This window comes from Paenibacillus sp. USDA918EY (assembly GCF_009870825.1).
GTDB classification, from domain to species: domain Bacteria; phylum Bacillota; class Bacilli; order Paenibacillales; family Paenibacillaceae; genus Paenibacillus_AQ; species Paenibacillus_AQ albilobatus.
This window is the reverse complement of record NZ_WTWY01000007.1, coordinates 63,163-83,697: the sequence shown is the minus strand read 5'-3', so window position 1 is coordinate 83,697 and position 20,535 is coordinate 63,163. Positions and strand designations below refer to the sequence as shown.

The window sequence follows — 20,535 nt, the reverse complement described above, 5'->3', positions numbered from 1 at the left end:
GGCAGCTTATGCTCCTGGCCATGATATTCCTGCTTATCCTTACCTTTTTCCTTCCTCGCGGATTGACGAAAATCAGTCAGCCCGATTCGTGCGGGGAAGGCTGCAGCCGTTATGACATCGTGGTCATCGGCAGCGAGATTCAGGGGGTTCTTCTGGCCAGGGAAGCCCAAAATCTCGGACGGAGCGTCCTGATCCTCGACCCCCGGGAGAAACCCGGCGGGGAGCTGATCCAGGGCCAAATGCTTTTTCTCGACGAACCCATGGATCAAAAACGGCAAAGCCTGGTTCAAGGCGAGATCAAAAACCTGTTTGACGGCTACAACAAGGGCCGAATCCGCGATTTGCACGAATTCCAGGCTTATTACGATAAGCTGATCCAAGACGTCACGCTGAAAAGCGGCATTACGATCAGCGGCGTGGAAGAAGCGGCGGCAGGCAAAAGCCATATTTTAAAATCGCTTGTCTATAAGGACCGGAACCATCAGATGTATAAAGTGGAAGCCGGGTATTGGGTGGAAAACACCGATTTTAACGCGCTCACCGCCAAGCTGAAACATAAGAAACGGATTCCGGGCATGGAATCGATCGAAAAAAGCAATAGCCCCGACTACATGGGTGCGACTTACATGCTGAATTTGAAAAACGTGGACTGGAAAGAGCTGAATAAGGACGTGCTGAAGCATTACCCGTTGTCCAACGTTCAGAAGGTATACGGCCCCAACACCTATGCGGATTGGAATTTCGCGGTGGGATTCAGCAACGTCATGGCCAAATATACACCGTCCGAGAAGCTCGTCCGGCTCCGCGGCTTGAACATGGCGAACCAGGGAGACGGGAAGGTGATCATCAACGGGCTGATCATGTACAACGTCGATCCGTCCAGCGATGCCTCCGTCAAGGAGGCGCTGCGGAAGGGCGAAGCGGAAGCGCCGCGTATCCTTGGTTATTTGCGGACCCACCTGCCGGGATTCGAAAAAGCGGAATTAAACGGATTTCCGAGCTACCTGTATATCCGCGACTTCAACCGGTTCGAAACGGAATACGTGCTGAAATACGAGGATGTGATGGGCGGCAAAATGTTCTGGGATAACGTCAGCATCGGCGCTTATCCGGTCGATCTGCAGGGCACGGTCCATATTCCGCACGGGATCGGGCTAGGCGTACCGGGTCCTTACGGGATTCCGCTGCGCTCCTTCGAGCTGAAGGAGTATGACAACGTGCTTGTCGTCGGAAAAAACATCGGGGCCGACATCAAAGCCTACGGCTCGTCCCGGATTATGGCGAACAACGCGCTGGCGGCGCAGACGATCGGCATTATCCTCGGGTACGAATCGGACCGGAAGCAGCTGAAGGAGCTGACGCCGGAAGACTTCAAACGGATACACCGCTATCTAAAAAGAAGATATCACATCGATGTTGAAGATGTTTAAATGCCAGCATTCAAAACCGGCCATACCGTGAAGGTACCGGCCGGTTTTTGGATCTTTCGGAATGACGGAAATACCGGATGGACGGCATCGAGCGGAAATGAAGAAGAGAGAGGATTGGCATAGTTATGACCTGGAAAAAGGAAATGATGTTTAAATATCTTACTTTAGTTCGTTTTTTTCAGGGCGTTTTCTTGTTAATCTGATGGTAAGAAAGCAAACAAGCTTAAGTCGCCTCCTATGCGCCCCGGATTTCTCCCCGGTCGTTCCCCATGAACGTATTCCTCCCCCGACAGAGGGTTAAACCCGGCGGCTGCCGGGCTTAGCCCTTCTTCGTATGCCGCTTTTGATTTGCGGCTTGGGCCGCGATTTGCCAACAGGCATCGGACGCTTTATAATAAAATTTATCAAAATAATAGTAAACAGGTGTTTATTTATGCAAACGCTGAAAGAAGACGTCCGTCTCAACATTTTGCGGGCCGCCCTGACCGAGTTCAAATCCCATGATTACGCCGATGCTTCCATGCGCCGGATCTCGGCGGCGGCGGGCATCACGACGGGCAACATTTACCGGTATTTCAAAAACAAAGAGGAATTGTTCGAAGCGCTCGTCAAACCCGTTTACGAAAAGCTCCTTGAATACCTGCTTGACCTGAAAAAGGAGCTGGACCGCAGCTACGTTAACGGAAACGACGGATTCAAGTATTTTGGCATGATCGAGGATACGGTCGTTGGCCTGTTTGACGCGTACAGCGCGGAGCTGACGATCCTGATGAACCGCAGCACAGGTTCAAAATACGCTGGAGTGAAGGCCGACATGGTGAAGCTGGTCGCCACGATTTTGGAGGATGCCTTTGCCTCAGGCCGCGAACATGTCGATAAGCTCACGCCGGAGCAGCGCCAAAGCGCGCGGATGCTTGCGGGCACCGTTGTCGAAGGCGTCTGCCTGATTTTGCGGGAGCACGAGGACGGGGAGACGGTCAAGCGGCTCGTCAACGAGTTCATTTGCCTGTACCATACGGGCTTGATGTGCGGGCGTCCGGAATAAAGCGGCGCCCCGCCCGGGCTCGGCACGAATAATTTTTTTGGCGTCTTTATATGATGCATAGGAAGCTCTATTTTTTTGTTTGAAAAATGAACACCTGTTTACTAACACTTCAGCCGAGGAGGAAATTCAAGAGCATGCGGCAAATCATCAAATGGCGCTGGGCGATCCTGGTGCTTTGGCTTGTGGCTACCGTACTGCTGACCGTGTTTCAGCCGGACGTAAACGCCATTTTGCATGAGCGGGGGCAGGACCCTCTGACAGAAGACAGTCCGTCGAAGGTCGCAGGGAAGCTGCTGAACAAAATGACGGGCACCACCGGGACCAGCGACATCATCGTATTTCATCGGGAAAGCAAGCTGACGGACCAAGACATGAAGCAGATCGAGGCGGGGATCAACAACATGATCCGGCACCAATCGGAGCTTGGCTTCAGCCAGCTGATCGATCCGGTGACGACGCCCGACGCCAAATCATCCCTCGTATCCGCGGACAACACCACGCTGATGGTCAGCTTCAGCCTGGATAAAATGGGACGCAACGTGGATGAAATCGATAAACAGTTCAAAGACGTCTTGAAGGACGTCAACGTGCCGTATTATTTGAGCGGCGAGGATTTCATCCAAAACGACTATATTAAAGCGACGACCGCGGGCGTGGAAAAAAGCGCCGCCCTTACGGTCATTTTCATTCTCGTCGTGCTGGTCTTGATGTTCCGTTCGATCCTGACCCCGTTCGTCTCGCTGCTGACGGTCGGCATCACGTATTTGTGCTCCATGGGAATTGCGGCGCAGATCATCGACAAGCTTAATTTTCCCATCACAAGCGTGACGCAGATGCTGCTCGTGCTCATTCTGTTCGGGATCGGCACGGATTACAATATCCTGCTGTTCAACCGTTTCAAAGAGGAATTGTCGCATGGGCGCACCGTCGACGAGGCGATCATCGTATCGTACAAAACGGCCGGCAAAACGATCATTTACAGCATCGCCACCGTCTTTATCGCCTTTGCGGGATTGAGCTTCTCCAGCTTCGGCATCTACAAATCGGCCAATGTGGTCGCCATCGGCACCGTCGTGCTCGTGCTGCAGATCCTGACGCTGACGCCGTTTATGCTGAAGGTGTTCGGTCCCAAGCTGTTTTGGCCTTCGAAAAAGGCAGCGGGGCATAAAGAGAGCCGGTTCTGGGCGAAGCTTACGTCCGTATCGGTTAAATATCCGGTCGTCGTAACGGTGATCATCGTCGTTTTGATGATTCCGGCCCTGCTTACGAGCAGCCAAAAGCTTTCCTTCGACCAGCTCAAGGAGCTTGGCGACGGTTATCCGTCCACCAAAGGCTTCAGCATCGTGGCCGAACACTTCAGCCGCGGGCAGGCGCTGCCTACAAGCGTCGTGATCGAAGCCGACAAGGCCATGGACAATAACGACGCGTTGGGCGTCATCGACAAGCTGACCGATAAGCTGAAAGCCATCGACGGGGTAAAACAGGTGGCGAGCGTGACGCAGCCGCAGTCGAAGCCGATCGACGAGTTTTATATCAGCAACCAGTCGGAAACGGTAACGGACGGCATTTCGGCCTCCAAAAAAGGCGTGGACCAAATCAAAAGCGGCCTGGACCAGATCGCAGGCAAGCTGACGACGCCGGATACGTCGAGCGCCAATCAGCTCGTGGACGGCACGGGACAGGTCAAAGACGGCTACGATCAAATTACGGCCGCCCTCGGCCAGGTTGCCGCGGGCATCGGCAAGGGTGCCGGCGGCGCGGGCGAGCTGAGCAAAGGAATCGCCGGTTTAAAAGGCGGATTGGATACGGTCGGCGCGAATACCGGCAAAATCAGCGCGGGCCTGTCGGAAATCGCCAAAGGTTACGCGGGCCTTGAGGCTGGCTATAAGCAGATCGGCGGACAAATTCCGCAAATCGAGCAAGGTTTGACGGGCATGAACGCTTTGATCGACGGCTTGGGCGCAAAACACGGCGAGCTGGCTGACGATCCGGATTATGCAAAGCTGAAGGCGACGGGTGCGACGCTGGCCTCTTCCTTGGCCCAGTTGAATGGGGGGCTGCAGCAGCTGGAAGCCAATTTCACGAAATTGAATGCTTCCCTCGGCGAGGCCTCGGGCGGACTCGGTCAAATCCAGGCGGCCCAGAAGCAGATGTCCGCAGGGCTTGCGGCTTTGCAAAAAGGCGCGGATGAGCTGCAAAAAGGGCTTCAGCAGGGCAGCAGCGGCTCCCGGGAAATCGAAGCAAACATGAAAAAGCTGAATCTGGCGCTCGAGGAGGTGCAAAGCGGACAAAAACGGCTGATCGACGGACTGTCCGGCCTGACGGGCGGCATGTCGCAGCTGAAGGACGGCATCGGCAAAAGCGGGAACGGGCTCGGGGACATTTCCGAGGGGCTGGGCAAAACCGGCGATTTCCTGACCCAGCTCAGCGGTTCGAAGACCTTCTTTATCCCGCGCGAAGCGCTGGAAAGCGAGGACTTCAAGAAGGCCGAGGACAGCTTTATGTCCAAAGAACGGAAAATCACGAAGCTGCTCGTCATTTTGGACAATGATCCTTATTCTCCGGCGGCGCTGAAAACGATCGAAAAAATCAACGATACGGTCGACAGCAGCCTGAAAGGAACCGTGCTGGGCAACGCCACGTACGGGGCGGCCGGGCCAAGCTCGACGACGTACGATATGAACAAGGAGCAGCTGAATTCCTTTAACAGCACCGCCGTGATTGTGATCGTGAGCGTGTTTGTCGTTCTCTTGTTTGTCATCCGTTCTTTCTGGCCGTCGGTATTCATCGTGGCGTCGCTTGTCGCTTCCTATTATGTGGCGATGAGCGCATCCAATCTCGTGACGACCTATATCATTAAAGCCGACGGGGTTTCCTCCTTCGTGCCGTTTTTCTCCTTTATCGTGATCGTTGCGGTAGGGGTCGACTACAGCATCTTCCTGATGGAACGGTACCGGGAGCATGGCGACATGGCTCCTGGCGAAGCGATCGTCAAAGCGGCCAAAAGCGTCGGCGGCGTCATCATTTCCGCCATGGTGATTTTGGGCGGAACGTTCGCCACCTTGATTCCGTCCGGTTTGGTCCTCTTGATCGAATTGGCATCGGCGGTCATCGTGGGATTGGTCGTGCTGTGCTTCATTCTGCTGCCGATGCTCGTTCCGGCGATGATCACACTGCCGGAGCAGATGCAAAAGCGGAGCGGCAACAAGCTGCACGTCGCCCATGTAAGCGGCAAGGATGCCGGGGGCAAACCTATGTAAGGAAGGCAAAAAGCAAAAGAACCGGAAGGAGCCTCGGCTCTTTCCGGTTCTTAATCTATGTCAAGGTTTAAGGCGATGCCTCAGAGGGGGAGCGGGCTGCCTTAAACCAGTGTTTTTAACGCTTCCGGCGTAAACGCCTTAAGCTCGTCGAAACGTCCTTCGCGGACTTTGGCAGCCCATTCGGGATCGGCCAGAAGCGCCCGTCCGACGGCTACAAGGTCGAATTCCTGGTCCTCCAGTCGTTTCAGCAGTTCGTCGATGTCCTTTTTGCCGGCGCCTTTGCCTTCGGTGAAAAGGCTGGTGAACGCTTCGTCCAGGCCGACGGAACCGACGGTAATTACCGTTTTGCCGGTCAGTTTTTTGGCCCATCCGGCGAAGTTGAGGTCAGAGCCTGCAAATTCCGGTTCCCAGAAGCGTCGCGTCGAGCAGTGGAAAATATCGACGCCGGCTTCGGACAAGGCGGTCAGCAGCTGTTCCAATTTCTCCGGCGTGTCCGCCAGCTTTGCGTCGTAATGGGTCGTCTTCCACTGGGAGAGGCGGATGGCGACCGGGAAGTCCGGTCCCACCGCGGCGCGAACGGCTGCCACGACTTCGATGGCAAAGCGGGCGCGCTTCATCATGTCGCCGCCGTACTCGTCGGTACGCCGATTGGTTCTTTCCCACAGGAACTGGTCGATCAGGTATCCGTGGGCGCCGTGGATTTCCACGCCGTCAAAGCCGATTCGTTTTGCGTTCGCAGCCGCATCGGCATAAGCCTGAATGACGCGCTTGATTTCCGCTTGCGTCATCGGCTCGGTTACGGGGTTGCCGTTCAAGTCGAGTCCGGATGGACCAATCGGCAGCGCCTCGGGGTTTGGCTGGGCGCCAACGGGGCGCGTCATGCCGATGTGCCAGATTTGCGGCATAATTTTGCCGCCGGCTTCATGGACCTGTCTGACAACTTCAGCCCAGCCGTTCAGCGCCGCTTCGCCGTGGAAGTTCGGCACGTTCGGGTCGTCGGTAGCTGCCGGGTGGTCGATAAGCGTGCCTTCGGTAATGATGAGGCCGACGCCATTTTCGGCACGGCGGCGGTAATAAGCGGCCACATCCGGACCGGGCACGCCGTTCGGCGAGAAGCTGCGGGTCATCGGCGCCATGACGACACGCGTCGGAATCGTCAGGCCGCCCAACGTGTAGGGCTCAAATAGAGATGCGGTAGAACGGACGTTTTGCTGCTGATTGCTCATGTATGGTATCCTCCCAAGTTTAGGTTTTATTTTTCTGCATTTCTATAAAAATAGATATATAAGATCAAAAGAAGGAGCTTTATGCTTAGCGGCAGACCATGATTATGAAAGCTCTTAAGCCTAAAGCTCTTTCTTGAGTTGTTCGATAAAGCGGCTTATTCCCTCCTCATTGCGTCTGTAATAAGTCCACTGTCCCGCGCGGCGGGATTCCAGCAAGCCTGCCTTCTGCAATTTGACGAGATAACCCGAAACCACCGATTGGGCCAGCCCCGTTTTCGCCGAAATCGAACCGACGCAAATGCCGCCTTTAAAATCGCAGGATGCCGGCATATGCTCCTGGGGTCCAAAATGCTCTTCCGGATGCTTCAGCCATTCCAAAATGTTGAACCGGGTTTCGTTTGACAATGCTTTGATCGTTAATAATATATCCATGGGTCTTATTATATCTATTTTTATAGAAATGTAAATATCCATTCCGAAAAATGACCAAATATTTGTATCGGACAGGCTTTATGTTAGGATAGGAGGGGACTGGAATTCCAATCTTTTCAAGTGAAAGGGTGCTTGATATGAAGGAAAAGCTGGAGCGGTACAGAATCTTCCGCATTCTGGCTTCTATATACCGGATCAAGGCGGTTCGCCTGCTGATCCCGATCGCCGTGATCGGGTTCGTATACTGGGAAGGCCAGCGGGAGCTGCGCCAGATTTCCTTTGGCCGAACAATTGGCGAGCTGCGCAGGCTGCCTGCCTCCTCGGTCGCGGAAATTTTCCTGTTTGCCCTTTTTTCCGTGGCGGTGATGAGCCTTTACGATTTCATGATCCGCCGCCATTTCCGGTTAAAGGTAGGGGTTTGGAGCACCTTTCGGTATGCGTGGATCGCCAATACCTTCAACAACATTATCGGATTCGCCGGATTGACGGGAGCGGGCCTTCGAACGATCCTTTATAAAAGAAGCGGGATTTCGCCTGCATTGATGGCTTCCGCCGTCGTGTTCCTTTCCCCGGTCGTTGTGACGGGGCTGTCGATCCTTTCCTGGGGGATCATCTTCGGATGGTTTACCGTGGGCGGACTGCTGCAGGAGCATCGATGGCTTGTTTTCGCCGTGTGGGGAATGGCGCTGTATTTGCCCTTGTTTGTTTTGATGCAGCGGTCCACGCTGTTTGCGAAATGGTTTAACCGCGGCGAGGGGAGAACGCCGTGGACGACCGTCGGCGTATCGCTCAGCGCTTCGTTTCTGGAATGGGCCTGCGCCGGCGTCACCTTCTGGCTGATTACCGCCAGCGTTCTGCATGACGTAGCCTTTCGGGACGTGATCGGCATGTATTCGGTTGCCGCGATCGCCGGCATTTTAAGCATGGCGCCGGGCGGCATCGGCGCGTTCGATTTGACGGTGCTGCTCGGGCTGGAGCAGATGGGTTTTCCATCCGGCCGGGCGATGGCGGTGCTCGTTTTGTTCCGGCTCTTTTATTATATCGTGCCGTGGCTCATCGGCTTGATCCTCTCCGCCTTCGAGCTGGGCAGCGCGGCCAAGCGCGCCGGGGAGAGCGCGGACCCGGCCACGGAGCTGCCTTTGAACGCCTGGCAGCGGCTGTGGCGCTGGCCGGGCCAGTTCCGCTTCCTCAGCGATCTGGGCGCATGGGCGCTAGGCAAGCTTGTGTTTATAAGCGGCATCGTCCTGCTGCTGTCGGCGGCGACCCCGGGATTGCTGTACCGGCTTAAGCTGTCGGAGGAAATCCTGTCGATGCCGATCATGCGGATTTCCCACCTGCTGTCGGTCATCATCGGTTTCATGCTGATCATTCTTTCGCGCGGCATCTCGCTGCGGATTCGCCGGGCCTACGTCTGGACGGGCATTTTGCTGCTTGCCGGAGCGATTTTCACGTTTACCAAGGCGTTTGATTTCGAGGAGGCGATTTTTCTGCTCATCGTCGGCGTCACGCTTTGGCTGGCCCGATCGAGATTTTACCGCAAAGGCGCCGCCATCGACGTTCGGAGCTACTTGATGTGGTACGTGTTGTCCGCGATTATCGCTGTTCTGTATTTCTGGATCGGAAGCCATGTCCACCACGGGTGGCTTCGGCATCTTCCGACGGCGGACCGCATCCATTGGATGTTCGGACCGAAACCTTATGCGATGACCGCTTGCATCGGATTGGCCGGCGCATGGCTGCTGCTTACGATGCTGCTGCTGCTGCGTCCGAACCGGCGCATGGCGGCCGGAGCCGGGCCGGAGGACCTTCGGAAGCTGCGGCTGTTCCTTCAGGATCACCACGGCAATTTGCTCACCCATATGCTGTTTACGGGAGACAAAAGCTTTTTTTGGGCCCGGGAGGATCAGGTGCTGATTCCCTATGCCAGGGCCAGGGACAAACTGGTGGTGCTTGGCGATCCGCTTGGTCCCACGAAGCTGGTGCCGGACGCGATCGCCGAATTCCAGCAATATGCCGATGAATACGCCATGTCCGTCGTGTTTTATCAGGCGACACCCGAGTTTCTGCCCATCTATCATGAATACGGCTACCGTTTTTTCAAGCTGGGAGAAGAAGCGTTGGTTCATTTGGAAAACTTCACGCTCAGCGGCAAAAAAGCGGCCGATCTGCGCAGCGTCCGCAACCGCTTTGAGCGCGAAGGCTATCTTTTTGAAGTGGTAACGCCGCCTTTTGCCGATGCGTTGTTTGCAGAACTCAAGACCGTATCGGATGAGTGGATCCGGGGAAGGCGGGAAAAAGGCTTTTCGCTTGGCTGGTTCGATCGTATCTATTTGGAGGAGGCTCCGGTCGCGCTCCTGAAAAACCCGCAGGGGCTCATCCTGGCGTTCGCTTCGCTTGCTCCGGGGTATGACGAAGGCCGCACGATGTCGATCGACTTGATGCGGCACCGCAGCGGCACACCGAACGGTACGATGGATTACCTTTTTATAAAGCTGCTGGAATGGTGCAAGGAGCGGGGGTATCAAATCTTCAACCTCGGCAACGCGCCGCTCTCCAGCGTCGGAGAAAGCAAAAGCGCCCTGCGCGAGGAAAGGCTTGCCGCGCTCGTCTTCCAATACGGCGGGCACTGGTACGGGTTCAAAGGGCTGCGGAGATACAAAGAAAAATTCGCCCCCGAATGGGAACCGCGTTTCCTGGCCTACCCCAACTGGGTGTCGCTGCCGGTGCTCACCGTCGATCTGGTTAGACTGGTGTCGAGAAGAGTGCGGGAAGGCGGAAAGCGATGAAGCGCCCCCGCGGCAGATTCCGGCACTCGTCAGGACGGCTGTCCGCACGCAGACCGTGAAACCTTCTGATCCTTATTGCTACGGACGGGATTCGCGGTCTGTCTTCCAGGAAAATACGTCGATAGACGTTTTTCTTATCTCAAGATTTTGCAAAATCCTCATCTAAAAGCATTAATCATTTCCGGTGTCCCCGCAAAGTACCTGATCGGCTTTGAAGCCATAGGTCCCACTTTGCGGGGTTATTTGTTGGGCCGCCAGGGAAATAGGATCGCCAGGCAAACTTGGCAAAGCTAAAAGGCCGCCTGTTCCATGCTCGGAAAGAACTGGAACAGACGGCAGGATATTCGAAGATCCAGAGATTACTGCTTCGGAAGCCGGATCCGGAATATGACGCCTTTCGGCTCGTTGTGCAGCGCCTGGATCGTGCCGTGATGGCTGTGAACGATCCACTGCGCGATGGAGAGGCCGAGTCCGGAGCCGCCCTGTTCGCGCGAGCGCGCCCGGTCTTCGCGGTAAAAGCGGTCGAAGATGCGGGAGAGGCCTTCCTCACTGATGCCGATGCCGGTGTCGCTGACCTCGATGAACGTTTTGTTTTCCTTGACGTACGTGCTGATGCCGATGCTGTCATGCTCGCCGGTATATTTCAGGGCGTTGTCCAGCAGGATGACCAGCAGCTGATGCAGCCGCCCCGGGTCGGCGTTCAGCCGGGTTCCGCTGTTTAGGCTCAGCCACATTCGTTTCTCCGACAGCTCCGCGATTTCCTTATAAGGACTGCATACCTTATCCACGAATTCGTCCAGCTCGATCGTTTGTTTCTCCAGCTGCGTTTCGGTGGAATCGGCCCTGGCCAGCGTCAGCAGGTCGGACGTCATGCGCGATAGCCGCCGGGTTTCCGAGAGGGAGAGCGCGATATTTTCAAACGTGTCGATGATCCGCTTCTCCGGCATCGTCTGCAGCAGCTCCAGCTTGTTCTGGATGATCGTGAGCGGCGTCCGCAGCTCATGCGAGGCGTTTTCCACGAATTCCACCTGCTTCTCCCAGGAGCGGATGATCGGTTTCATCATTTTCCGCGACAAAATATAGCTCGCGCTGATCGACAGGAAAATGAATACCGCCGAGCATAAAATAATGATCCGCCTGAAGTTGTCGATCAAATTCTGCTCGGAATCCACGTTGATTAACAGCTGGACATAGGCTCCGTCAGCCTCAGGGTAGGGGATGGAGACGGTCCGGAAATGGTATTTGCCTTGAACGGTCACGTTGGAAATCACGCCGATCGTAGAGGGGTTAAAGGTCATGTCGCTAAAATAATGATTGTAAACGATAAATCCGATTTGCTGGGCGTTGGCGATTTTCCCGTCGCTCCACAAAAGCGGAATGACCCGCGGTGTAAGCGGCCAGCGGCCTTTGGAGCGGGGAATAAAGCCGTATTTGTCCGGGAACGGCTCGTTGCCGCCTTCCACGGCGGCTCCGCCCGATTCGAGCATCCTTTTGGACGCAAGCAGGTCGGAATCGGTTTTGGCGTACAGCGTCGCTTTGATCTGACCGAAAATGATCGTTCCGAAAATGCCGAACAACATGGTAAAGGCAATCAGCGTATAGACCATGAACCGCAGCTGCTGGCTGCGGATGACTTTGTTTTTATTCATGGTCGTCTCCGTTTTCGGACAGCATGTAGCCCATGCCCCGGATCGTTTTGATGTATTTGTCGTAACCGAAAGGCTTGAATTTTTTGCGCAAATTGCTGATGTATACTTCGATGACGGTGTTGGTGGTGCTGGAATCCATCCCCCAGACGCGGTCGAAAATTTGCTCTTTCGTCAAAATGATGTTTTTGTTGTTGATCAAATATTCAAGCAAATCGATCTGCTTGCCGTTTAGCGCAATCAGGTCTTCGCCGATCTGAACCTCCCGGCTTTTCAAATTCAGCTTGAGTTCTTTGAACAGAAGCGTATGCTGCTTGAACCCGCCGACCGAACGCCGCAAAATCGCCTCCAGGCGCAGCAGCAGCTCTTCGCGGTGGAAGGGCTTGACGAGGTAATCGTCGGCGCCTTGCTTGAAGCCGCGGATTTTATCGTCGATCCCGTCCTTGGCCGTGAGGATGAGCACCGGCGTCAGAATGCCTTTTTGCCGGAGCCGTCCGAGCACTTCGTAGCCGCTGAGACCCGGCATCATCAAATCCAAAAGGATGGCGTCATAAATGTTCTGCTCTGCCAGATACAGGCCTTCTTCGCCGTCAAACGCCTGCTCCGTTTCGTATAAATCCCGCGTCGTTGCGCAGATCGTGTCGGATAAATGCTTATCGTCCTCTATTACCAGGAGCCGCATGCCGGTTCACCCCGTTTGCTCTTTGCTTCCCGAAGCCAAACGCCTGCCTGCTCTTTACCGAAAAAAGGCGGATAAGCGTCCGGGAGTCATGTTTTGTTGCGGTATCAGAATTGCGTTTTATTGAGTTTAAAAGTTGGCATCCTGATATCTAAACATAAACATTTCTCCCGGAAAGTCAAATGTTGCATTCGGACAAGATGCGGTTTATGCGGTCATCTCGGCCTTTACAGCGTTTTGGTGCTTGCGGTGAAGCCCCGGAAGGGTGATCAGGTAATATACGCTGACGATCAGCATGCTGACGGCCAAAATCCAGTAGAGCGCAGTAACGCCCACGATAGCGGGAAACGCCACGGAGATGAAGCCGAGGGCAATCGCCTGCCCCGTCGTGTTGAGCGGTTCGATCCAGGCGCTGACGCGGCCCATGCTTTGCGGTTCGACCAGCTCCGGAAGCCACCCGCCAAGCACGACGTTGATCGGCGCGAGGATGATGCCGAGCAGCACCATGAATCCCAGGTAGATTTGAATGTTTCCGCAAAGGCCGGCAGCGAGCGTCAGCGCCATGGTCAGGAAAAGCCCGGTGATAAGCACGGCGACTTTGCCGCATTTTTTAATGAGCAGGGAACTGATTGCGCTGCCCACAAGGTAGCCGATGCCAAGGAACACCATGACCAGCGGGGTATACACTTGATAATGGTCGGGACTGAGTTCGTATTTCATCGTGAACAGGGGGAGAATGGAAAACACGCCGTTCACGATGCCGAAGAAAAAGAATCCGAGGATGATGGCCAGGAGCAGCCGGGAACGGAGGATATATTTGAAGCCTGCGCCAAAGTCGGCCGCCATGCTTTTCAGGCTGAGGTCGCTCAGCTTCGCTTTGCCGTTCGGCTGGCGCACTTCGGCCGGGAAACGGCATGTCGTAAGCAGGATGCCCGATACGATGAAGCTTACGGTATCGATAATGATGGCTCCTTCAATGCCGAGGTAATAGTAAGCGGCGGAGCCCAGGCTCATGCCGAACAGCATGAAGATGCCCATGATCGACATATTCAGGCTGGATGCCTTCACATATTGCTCCGGTTTCATGATGCCCTGCATCAAGCTCATTTCGGCAGGAGTGAAAAATTTCGAAATCGCGCTGCGCAGGAACAGGATGGCGAAGGCGGGGATAATCCAGTCCTGATGAATGCAAAGCAGCAGCACGACGGACAAGACGGCGCGAATCCAGTCGCTCTGCACGGCGATCCGCTTGCGGTCCAGCCGGTCGGCCAGCACGCCGACGAACAGGAAGACGACCAGCGTCGGCAGCGAATACATCAGTTCGGCGACCGAAGCGTAAGCAGGCTGATTGCTGAACCGGTCGACCAAATAGAAGGCGAAGGCCATGCTGCCGACCATCGAGCCGAGCTGGGACGCGAAGGCGGCCAGAAACATTCTGACAAACATAGCGTTGCGGAAAAGTTCCATACGGATATGCCTCATTTCTTTTTAAAAATGTTATCCGGTACTGGCGTCCTGGCTGACTTCCGTACAATCCCCAGGCCGCAGGATTTGATATGAGTGTACAATATCCTGATTTTTCCGGATAACGGCGCGGGAAGGAAATCATTCTCGGTCTGTGGTCTGAGATGAAGGTCCGACAGCGCAAAGCAACCCAGCAAGCAACCTCGCAAATAACTCCGCAAGTGGAGCCTATGCAATAACGGTTTTTCCCGGTGCGTGATGAAGGCGAAAGGCATGAAAAAAGGCTGCATCCGATATCGAATGCAGCCTAACGAAGTGTATCTTTTTCCGGGGTCAAACCTGCTCCTTGGGGGCGTACCGCTGCTTGAGCTGCTCCGCCATCGCCGTGACCTCCCGCGTGCCCGGGAGCGTCAGCCGCGCGGCCGAAGCCGCGATGCCTTCGGCCGATTGACGGCTGCGGATGACGGTTTTGACCGCCTCTGCGAAGCTTGCCGCGGCTCCCTTGCCAAGACCGGCCAGTTCGGCAAGGGAGGCGGTGCTGCCGCCGTCCACCTGCGGGAAATCGCCGGGGTCCGCCCCTCTGCCCGCCCGGTCGTAAAACTCCCGCACGAGCTGGGCCCGTTCCTGCCCCGAGCCGTCGGCGATGACAAAGGCCTGCACCACGAATGCATGCGCCTGCCGCCGCTGCGCGATCCCGCAAAATTTTCGGCCGCCGATGCTCAGGTCGAAATCGCCGGGACAATACGCGCCGGCGATTTCCCCTTTGTCGACGGTCACGCCGGTTGAGGCAAGCGCCTCGCGGATCAGCGCATACATGCGCTCGAAATCGCCGCGAAAACGCTCGTCGCCTTTGCCCTGCTTGGGCAGGATGAGCGACAGGTTCACGACGCCAAGGTCGAGCGGCACGGCCGCCCCGCCGGAATTGCGGATGGCCGTCTTGTACCCGAGCGCTTCCAGCCAGGCGCAGGCTTTGGCCGCTCCCGGCAGGCGGCTGTCGCGCAGCCCGATAATAAAGGAGCGGGGATGGCGCCAAATATGCAGCAAGGGCGGTCCGCCCCTGCCGGTCTCCTTGCACAGCAGCTCGTCGAGCGCAAAGGGGTACAGCGCGTCCTGCTGCGGATCGGGGTTCATCCGGTCCAGAATGAGCATGGAGCTGAATTCGTCGTTGAAATCGGACATCGGGGTTCACTTCCTTTCGCAAGCGTTATTTATGGCTATCAGCGGGCATGAAAAATTGGATGATGTGCTGAATGGCGACCGTCTCGTAGCCAATGGATCGATAAAGCCGGATGGCGGCTTCATTCTCTTCAAAGACATTCAGGTAAACGTTCGGAGAAACGGCTGCACCTGCGCGCGTGAGCTGTGCGCAAACCATTTTCCCCAAGCCTTGTCTCCGGAATGCGGGATCCGTTCCGATATTTCCGAGCTCCACGTAATCCCCGCCGTAAATGTGATACCCTCCTGCGGCGGCAAGCCGTTTATTGTCCATTACACCATAGAAAGGGTAATGAAGCTCTTCGGTAGAAAATGCCATGGTGCCGATCGTTTTCATCAAAGCCTCAATCCGTTCAAAATGGGGCGGTCCCAAGCGCTGCACCCGCGGATCGGCCGCAGGCAGCATCTGATGATGTATATGCTTCATGAGAAGCAGTTTTTCCGGGGGTTTGGCGAATGCTATTTGTCCGCAAAGATCGGCCATGTCCTCCTCGTGCACGATAAAGCTGCCGATCGCCTCGTCCGGCAGACGGAGCTCTTTTTTCATCAACGCCAGAACGGCCGGGAAATCAAACGACGGTTGCACGGGGAATACGGAAAAAGCATAGAACGGAAGCCCTTCCAGGTAAGCCAAAACGCCGAGCAGCTCGCCTTGGTCCGTAAATTGTCCGTAATGGGTCGTGCGCGGCTTGCGGAACGTCAAATACGAATAATACAAAAGATGTCTTTCGCGGTCGAGCGAGGCGAGGATGGCCTCCAGCTCTTCCGGCGCCAGTTTGCGAATCATGGTTTGTTGCTCCTATCCTTGTTTGTCTATTATACTTCTTCGACAACAAGGAGGCATTTCCTTGCCGTTGCCCGCATGGCCTTCGTGAGTAAGTGAATTGAACAGGCCTGTTTTTTCGCCTGTTTCACAAATACATATTGCAAAAAGGGAAAACCTGGGATACAATTTATACAGACCGATCAGTCGGTCGCATTAATTCGAAAGGCATTGAGATCATGAAAAAAAGCAAAGACGAAGCGGAACAAACGAAACAGGATATTGTGGATGCCGCCAAGGGGCTGTTTGCGGTGAAAGGTTACGCGGCCACCTCCATGAGCGATATTTGCAGCGCCGCCGGCTGCAGCAGGGGAGGCCTCTACCACCATTTTGACAGCAAAGAGGATCTGTTTATTTATATCGCCGATCAGGCGTTTACCGTGTCATGGCAGAACTGGGATGAGGCGATCGACGAAACGATGACGGCGACGGAACAGCTGTATAAGTACGCGGATTATTTTGTGGACACGCTCGAAAAGCCGCTCAATAAGGCGGGAGAGGAATTTATAAGCCGCGTCGGCGCGGATTCCGAGGCGGGTCAGCGGTTTCTGGGCATTTTGATGGGGTATATGCAGCGCTTCGAAAGACTCGTGCAAACCGGCCTGGACCGCGGCGAGTGGAAGGGCGACAATGCGCAGGAGCTTTCCATGATGATTCTCGGTTATTATTCCGGCCTCAGTGACCATATCCAGATGATGGGCAAGGCAGATGCAAAACAGTTTTTCCGCAAAGCAACGAAGCTTTTACTCGAAGGGATTCAAAAATAAACTTAAGTTTCCTTGAGGAGCGATGAACAATGAGCACATTTGCATCCGGTTCCGACCAACAGATCAAGTTTTCCGTTATTATCCCGGCGCGAAACGAGGAGAAGTATATCGGACGCTGCCTCGATTCTTTGGCTGCCGCAGCCAAAGCTTATCCGGGACAGGTCGAGGTGATCGTGATGATCAACCGCTGCACGGACCGGACGGCCGACATTGCCGAATCCTACGGCGCTATCACGCTGCCGATCGATAACAAAAATTTGTCCCAAATCCGTAACGCCGGCATTCATGCCGCACGGGGAGAGATCATCGTCACGATCGACGCCGACAGTTGGGTGACGGACAACATGCTGACGGAAATCGACCGGATGCTGCAGACAGGCAAATATATCGGGGGCGGCGTCCGCTCGGCTTTTGAACGGAATTCGCTCGGTATCGCCATGTCGGCGCTTGTGCTGATCGTTCCGCTCCTTTTTAAATACGGGCCGTTAACCGTGGGGCTCTTCTGGGGTTACAAAAAGGATTTTGAAGCGGTGGGCGGTTTTAACGAACAGATGCTCATGGCCGAAGATATCGAATTTGCCAGCCGCCTGAACAAATGGGGCAAACAGAACGGAAAAAAATACGGTACCGTCACGAAAGCGCTGATGACGACTTCATGCCGAAAATTCGACCAGTATGGGGATTGGTGTTTAGTTAAAAATCCGGGCATCGTGCGGGCTTACTTGAAGGGAAACGACCGGGCCTATGCGGATGAGGTCTATTATGAAATGGAAAAGAAATGATGAGATGAAGAGCCACCCCGTCGGGTGGCTTTTTTCTTGCAGCTGCACAGAACCGTCAACGGATTCCCTCTGGGATATTCCGCAGGCATATTATATATTTAAAGGAGACTTCCAGAAGTTTTAACACCGTCAAAAATTTTCCTTGCTAAGGTGGTGGTTGGCTATGACGTCGCGCAAATCCGCCAATTGGGCCGTGCCTCTATTTATAGGCTGCATGTGCCTCATGATGTTGTCGGACAGCTACGTTGTTCGGAGTACGCCATTCGGTTCCGACCAAAAGTGGTTAAGTTATGCGCTCCTCTTCGATTTTGTCCTTGTGATTCCTTTTATGTATTGGTTGTTGATTGCGCGAAAAAAGGAAAGAGGATGGCTTAAGGTTCTCCAAGTTTTGATCCCGTGCATTCTGTTGGCTTGGTTTGCGCTTCCCGCATCCGGACGGGATCTGCTGCAACATGCCCCGCTGCCATTGAAGATGCTGATTGCAGCGCTGGAAGCGGCGCTGATCGGCGCGGAAGCAAAGCTGGTATACGGACTGGCCAAACGGTTTCGCGAGGGGCTTCGTACCGGCGGAGACCCGGCGGAAGCATTGAGGCTAAGCTTCAATCAACGCATGAAACAAACGTCGATCTTCTCCTCTTTGGTGGTCAATGATCTGTTGGCCGCATATTATTTATTTTTTTCATGGAAAAGAAAAGTGAAGCCGGAGCAGCCCGGCATCGCCGCGTTTTCCTATCACCGCAAGTCAGGACAAACCGTGATGGCGGCCGTGTTTACGCATGTCATTGCCATTGAAGCCTTCGGCGTCCATGTCCTGGTGATGCGATGGTCCGAAATCGCGGCGTGGGTTTTGACGGCGGCGGATTTGTGGCTGATTTTTATATTGTGGGCGGATTGCCGCGCTTCGGCGATTCAGCCGATCGAAATGCATCCGGACGGGCTGCGGATTCGCTACGGCATGCGTATTCAGGCCGATATCCCTTACCGATGGATTGCAGCCGTGGACACCGCGCTCGAATTTCATCCAAGCAAGGCGGAAAGCAAACATTCCGTTTTGCCGATGGTCACCCCAAATGTCAAAATTACGCTTACCGAAACGACGACCGTGCAAGGACTGCTGTTCATGCCGAAGCAGGTCGAAAGCATCTATCTCGCTTTGGACGAACCCGCGGCGTTCGCCCATGCCGTAAAAAAGATGCAATATTAGTAGGATGACGAAATATATATAGTAAGACAGACCATCCCTTTTTAGTGGCGGAAGGGCTGGCCGGCCATTCTTTTCCGGATCGAACATAATTCGGCTCTTCCGGGTCATACTAAGGGAACAGCTGGGATGCTGACGAAAATATAGGATGAGGATGGGATTAAATGTACTTCGGTAAAAAAGTGGTTGAGGAAATTCCTCAAGCGGATACGGCGATTTGGTCCTGCACGAACGAGGACTGCAATGGCTGGATGCGGGATAACTTTGCCTTTGAGCAGGAGCCGGTTTGCGCCCACTGCAACTCGCCCATGGTCAGCGGCACGAAGATGCTGCCTTTGGTCGTCAACGATCATCCTATCAAAATGCTGAAGAAGGGCACCTTGATCTAGGTGCACGCCATCATACGAAAAGAAAAACAGGGCCGCCGGAAGGGACCCTGTTTTTCATTATATTACCGTTTCGGCAGCCGTTAAATTGTAACTTGGCTGAACGCTTTTTCCGCCGGAACGTAGTCATACCCCAGATCGCGGGCGACGGCTTCATGCGTCACATGCCCGTTAATGACGTTGGCGCCGCTGCGGATGGCCGGATTCGCCGCCAATAGCTGCTGCAGCTCCGTGCCTGCAAGCTTGAGCGCAAAAGGCATCGTGGCGTTGGTGAGCGCCAGCGTCGAGGTGCGCGGCACCGCCCCCGGCATGTTGGCGACGGCGTAATGGACGACGCCGTGCTTCACGTAAGTCGGGTTGTCATGCGTCGTGATATGGTCGATCGTTTCGACGACGCCGCCTTGGTCGATGGCCACGTCGACGATGACCGAACCCGGCTTCATCGTTTTGACCATCGCTTCCGTGACGAGGCGAGGCGCTTTTGCCCCCGGAATAAGAACGGCGCAGATGAGCAGGTCGGTATCCGCGACCGCCTTGGCGATATTGGCCGGGCTGGACGCAAGCGTGCTGATCTGGTTTCCGAAAATGTCGTCCAGCTGGCGGAGACGCGGAATGCTCAAATCCAGCAGCGTCACGTCCGCCCCCAATCCGACGGCGATTTTGGCGGCGTTCATGCCGACGATGCCCCCGCCGATGATCGTTACTTTGCCCCGGGCGACGCCGGGAACGCCGGAAAGCAAAATCCCTTTGCCGCCATGCGGACGCTCGAGCAGCTGCGCGCCGATTTGCGCGGCCATCCGCCCCGCTACTTCGCTCATCGGCATGAGGAGCGGCAGCGTGCCGTTGACGTTGACCGTTTCATAGGCAATGGCATGTACGCCCGATGCGACGAGCGCCTTGGCGAGCTCCGGCTCGGCGGCCAGATGCAGGTAGGTGAACAGGATCAGCCCTTTGCGGAAATATCCGTATTCGCTTAACAGCGGCTCCTTGACCTTCATGATCATGTCGGCCTGCCCCCATACATCCTTGGCTTCCGCCAACAGCACCGCGCCGGCTTCATGGTATTCCTCGTCCGTGAATCCGCTTCCAAGTCCGGCGCCGCGCTCGACGAGGACGTTGTGGCCGTGCTGGACGAACTCCAGGGCGCCTGCCGGGGTGACGGCGACGCGGTTTTCGTTGTTTTTGATCTCTTTCGGTATTCCGATGTTCATGACAGATCACCTCTCCAAACCTAAGATTCATGTGTTCTCGGATCGCGCAAAACCTTGACAGTAAAAGTTTACAATCGATTTTAGGGTGAAGCATCATACGTCTTGTCAATGGAATAGATCACATGACAGGACATTATGTTCAGCGGAACGAGCTTTTCGGCCGTATTGAAAATGGGACGCCA

Annotated in this window: 16 protein-coding genes; 8 read left to right on the top strand and 8 right to left on the bottom strand. The window is 55.1% G+C overall.

The window, feature by feature from the left end:
* The first annotated feature begins 62 nt into the window (after positions 1 to 62).
* The 3 genes from GQY55_RS16060 to GQY55_RS16050 all read left to right on the top strand — a co-directional run bounded on the left by GQY55_RS16060 (position 63) and on the right by GQY55_RS16050 (position 5,735).
* Positions 63 to 1,430 carry an FAD-dependent oxidoreductase gene (locus tag GQY55_RS16060; protein ID WP_236575652.1) on the top strand — a complete coding sequence of 456 codons (1,368 nt, stop codon included), beginning with the start codon at positions 63 to 65 and terminating at the stop codon, positions 1,428 to 1,430.
* 433 nt (positions 1,431 to 1,863) lie between these two features.
* A complete protein-coding gene (locus GQY55_RS16055) occupies positions 1,864 to 2,475 on the top strand; it encodes a TetR/AcrR family transcriptional regulator (protein ID WP_160042888.1) in 612 nt (203 codons plus the stop codon).
* Between the two features lie 134 nt (positions 2,476 to 2,609).
* Positions 2,610 to 5,735, top strand: coding sequence for an MMPL family transporter (locus GQY55_RS16050; RefSeq protein WP_160042887.1), 3,126 nt, complete (start codon positions 2,610 to 2,612; stop codon positions 5,733 to 5,735).
* A 101-nt stretch (positions 5,736 to 5,836) separates the two neighbouring features.
* Here the strand turns inward: GQY55_RS16050 and GQY55_RS16045 are convergent, their stop codons facing one another.
* Positions 5,837 to 6,961 carry an NADH:flavin oxidoreductase gene (locus GQY55_RS16045; protein WP_160042886.1) on the bottom strand — a complete coding sequence of 375 codons (1,125 nt, stop codon included), beginning with the start codon at positions 6,959 to 6,961 and terminating at the stop codon, positions 5,837 to 5,839.
* Positions 6,962 to 7,081: 120 nt separating this feature from the next.
* Positions 7,082 to 7,393, bottom strand: a complete 312-nt coding sequence (locus tag GQY55_RS16040) for an ArsR/SmtB family transcription factor (RefSeq protein ID WP_160042885.1) — start codon at positions 7,391 to 7,393, stop codon at positions 7,082 to 7,084.
* A gap of 137 nt (positions 7,394 to 7,530) precedes the next feature.
* Between GQY55_RS16040 and mprF the strand changes: the two genes are divergently transcribed.
* Positions 7,531 to 10,179 carry a bifunctional lysylphosphatidylglycerol flippase/synthetase MprF gene (mprF, locus tag GQY55_RS16035; RefSeq protein WP_160042884.1) on the top strand — a complete coding sequence of 883 codons (2,649 nt, stop codon included), beginning with the start codon at positions 7,531 to 7,533 and terminating at the stop codon, positions 10,177 to 10,179.
* 359 nt (positions 10,180 to 10,538) lie between these two features.
* Here the strand turns inward: mprF and GQY55_RS16030 are convergent, their stop codons facing one another.
* From GQY55_RS16030 to GQY55_RS16010, 5 genes are all read right to left on the bottom strand, one after another.
* A complete protein-coding gene (locus GQY55_RS16030) occupies positions 10,539 to 11,828 on the bottom strand; it encodes a sensor histidine kinase (RefSeq protein WP_160042883.1) in 1,290 nt (429 codons plus the stop codon).
* Positions 11,821 to 12,507, bottom strand: coding sequence for a response regulator transcription factor (locus GQY55_RS16025; protein WP_160042882.1), 687 nt, complete (start codon positions 12,505 to 12,507; stop codon positions 11,821 to 11,823). Before GQY55_RS16025 ends, GQY55_RS16030 begins: the two co-directional genes overlap by 8 nt.
* A gap of 204 nt (positions 12,508 to 12,711) precedes the next feature.
* Positions 12,712 to 13,971, bottom strand: coding sequence for an MFS transporter (locus GQY55_RS16020; protein ID WP_160042881.1), 1,260 nt, complete (start codon positions 13,969 to 13,971; stop codon positions 12,712 to 12,714).
* 330 nt (positions 13,972 to 14,301) lie between these two features.
* Entirely contained in the window at positions 14,302 to 15,147 is an 846-nt protein-coding gene (locus tag GQY55_RS16015; RefSeq protein ID WP_160042880.1) for a lipoate--protein ligase family protein, read from the bottom strand.
* Between the two features lie 25 nt (positions 15,148 to 15,172).
* Complete coding sequence (locus tag GQY55_RS16010) at positions 15,173 to 15,970, bottom strand: GNAT family N-acetyltransferase (protein WP_160042879.1); 798 nt, start codon at positions 15,968 to 15,970, stop codon at positions 15,173 to 15,175.
* Between the two features lie 215 nt (positions 15,971 to 16,185).
* On the opposite strand from GQY55_RS16010, the gene GQY55_RS16005 reads away from it, so the two are divergent.
* The 4 genes from GQY55_RS16005 to GQY55_RS15990 all read left to right on the top strand — a co-directional run bounded on the left by GQY55_RS16005 (position 16,186) and on the right by GQY55_RS15990 (position 19,145).
* Entirely contained in the window at positions 16,186 to 16,773 is a 588-nt protein-coding gene (locus tag GQY55_RS16005; protein ID WP_160042878.1) for a TetR/AcrR family transcriptional regulator, read from the top strand.
* A gap of 29 nt (positions 16,774 to 16,802) precedes the next feature.
* A complete protein-coding gene (locus GQY55_RS16000; protein ID WP_160042877.1) occupies positions 16,803 to 17,555 on the top strand; it encodes a glycosyltransferase in 753 nt (250 codons plus the stop codon).
* Positions 17,556 to 17,718: 163 nt separating this feature from the next.
* Complete coding sequence (locus GQY55_RS15995; RefSeq protein ID WP_160042876.1) at positions 17,719 to 18,759, top strand: hypothetical protein; 1,041 nt, start codon at positions 17,719 to 17,721, stop codon at positions 18,757 to 18,759.
* 161 nt (positions 18,760 to 18,920) lie between these two features.
* Positions 18,921 to 19,145: a cold-shock protein gene (locus GQY55_RS15990; RefSeq protein WP_160042875.1), complete on the top strand. Its 225-nt coding sequence runs from the start codon at positions 18,921 to 18,923 to the stop codon at positions 19,143 to 19,145.
* A gap of 80 nt (positions 19,146 to 19,225) precedes the next feature.
* Here GQY55_RS15990 and ald read toward each other — a convergent pair whose 3' ends face one another.
* On the bottom strand, positions 19,226 to 20,353 hold the full coding sequence (ald, locus tag GQY55_RS15985; protein ID WP_160042874.1) for an alanine dehydrogenase: 1,128 nt from the start codon (positions 20,351 to 20,353) through the stop codon (positions 19,226 to 19,228).
* Positions 20,354 to 20,535 lie beyond the last annotated feature (182 nt).

What these genes read in the sequence shown, in the direction of transcription:
- mprF (WP_160042884.1), top strand. Translation starts at nt 7,531, where the DNA reads ATGAAGGAAAAGCTGGAGCGGTACAGAATCTTCCGCATTCTGGCTTCT.
- GQY55_RS15990 (WP_160042875.1), top strand. Translation starts at nt 18,921, where the DNA reads ATGTACTTCGGTAAAAAAGTGGTTGAGGAAATTCCTCAAGCGGATACG.
- GQY55_RS16050 (WP_160042887.1), top strand. Translation starts at nt 2,610, where the DNA reads ATGCGGCAAATCATCAAATGGCGCTGGGCGATCCTGGTGCTTTGGCTT.
- GQY55_RS16055 (WP_160042888.1), top strand. Translation starts at nt 1,864, where the DNA reads ATGCAAACGCTGAAAGAAGACGTCCGTCTCAACATTTTGCGGGCCGCC.
- GQY55_RS16030 (WP_160042883.1), bottom strand. Translation starts at nt 11,828, where the DNA reads ATGAATAAAAACAAAGTCATCCGCAGCCAGCAGCTGCGGTTCATGGTC.
- GQY55_RS16005 (WP_160042878.1), top strand. Translation starts at nt 16,186, where the DNA reads ATGAAAAAAAGCAAAGACGAAGCGGAACAAACGAAACAGGATATTGTG.
- GQY55_RS16015 (WP_160042880.1), bottom strand. Translation starts at nt 15,147, where the DNA reads ATGTCCGATTTCAACGACGAATTCAGCTCCATGCTCATTCTGGACCGG.
- GQY55_RS16040 (WP_160042885.1), bottom strand. Translation starts at nt 7,393, where the DNA reads ATGGATATATTATTAACGATCAAAGCATTGTCAAACGAAACCCGGTTC.
- GQY55_RS16020 (WP_160042881.1), bottom strand. Translation starts at nt 13,971, where the DNA reads ATGGAACTTTTCCGCAACGCTATGTTTGTCAGAATGTTTCTGGCCGCC.
- GQY55_RS15995 (WP_160042876.1), top strand. Translation starts at nt 17,719, where the DNA reads ATGACGTCGCGCAAATCCGCCAATTGGGCCGTGCCTCTATTTATAGGC.
- GQY55_RS16025 (WP_160042882.1), bottom strand. Translation starts at nt 12,507, where the DNA reads ATGCGGCTCCTGGTAATAGAGGACGATAAGCATTTATCCGACACGATC.
- ald (WP_160042874.1), bottom strand. Translation starts at nt 20,353, where the DNA reads ATGAACATCGGAATACCGAAAGAGATCAAAAACAACGAAAACCGCGTC.
- GQY55_RS16010 (WP_160042879.1), bottom strand. Translation starts at nt 15,970, where the DNA reads ATGATTCGCAAACTGGCGCCGGAAGAGCTGGAGGCCATCCTCGCCTCG.
- GQY55_RS16045 (WP_160042886.1), bottom strand. Translation starts at nt 6,961, where the DNA reads ATGAGCAATCAGCAGCAAAACGTCCGTTCTACCGCATCTCTATTTGAG.
- GQY55_RS16000 (WP_160042877.1), top strand. Translation starts at nt 16,803, where the DNA reads ATGAGCACATTTGCATCCGGTTCCGACCAACAGATCAAGTTTTCCGTT.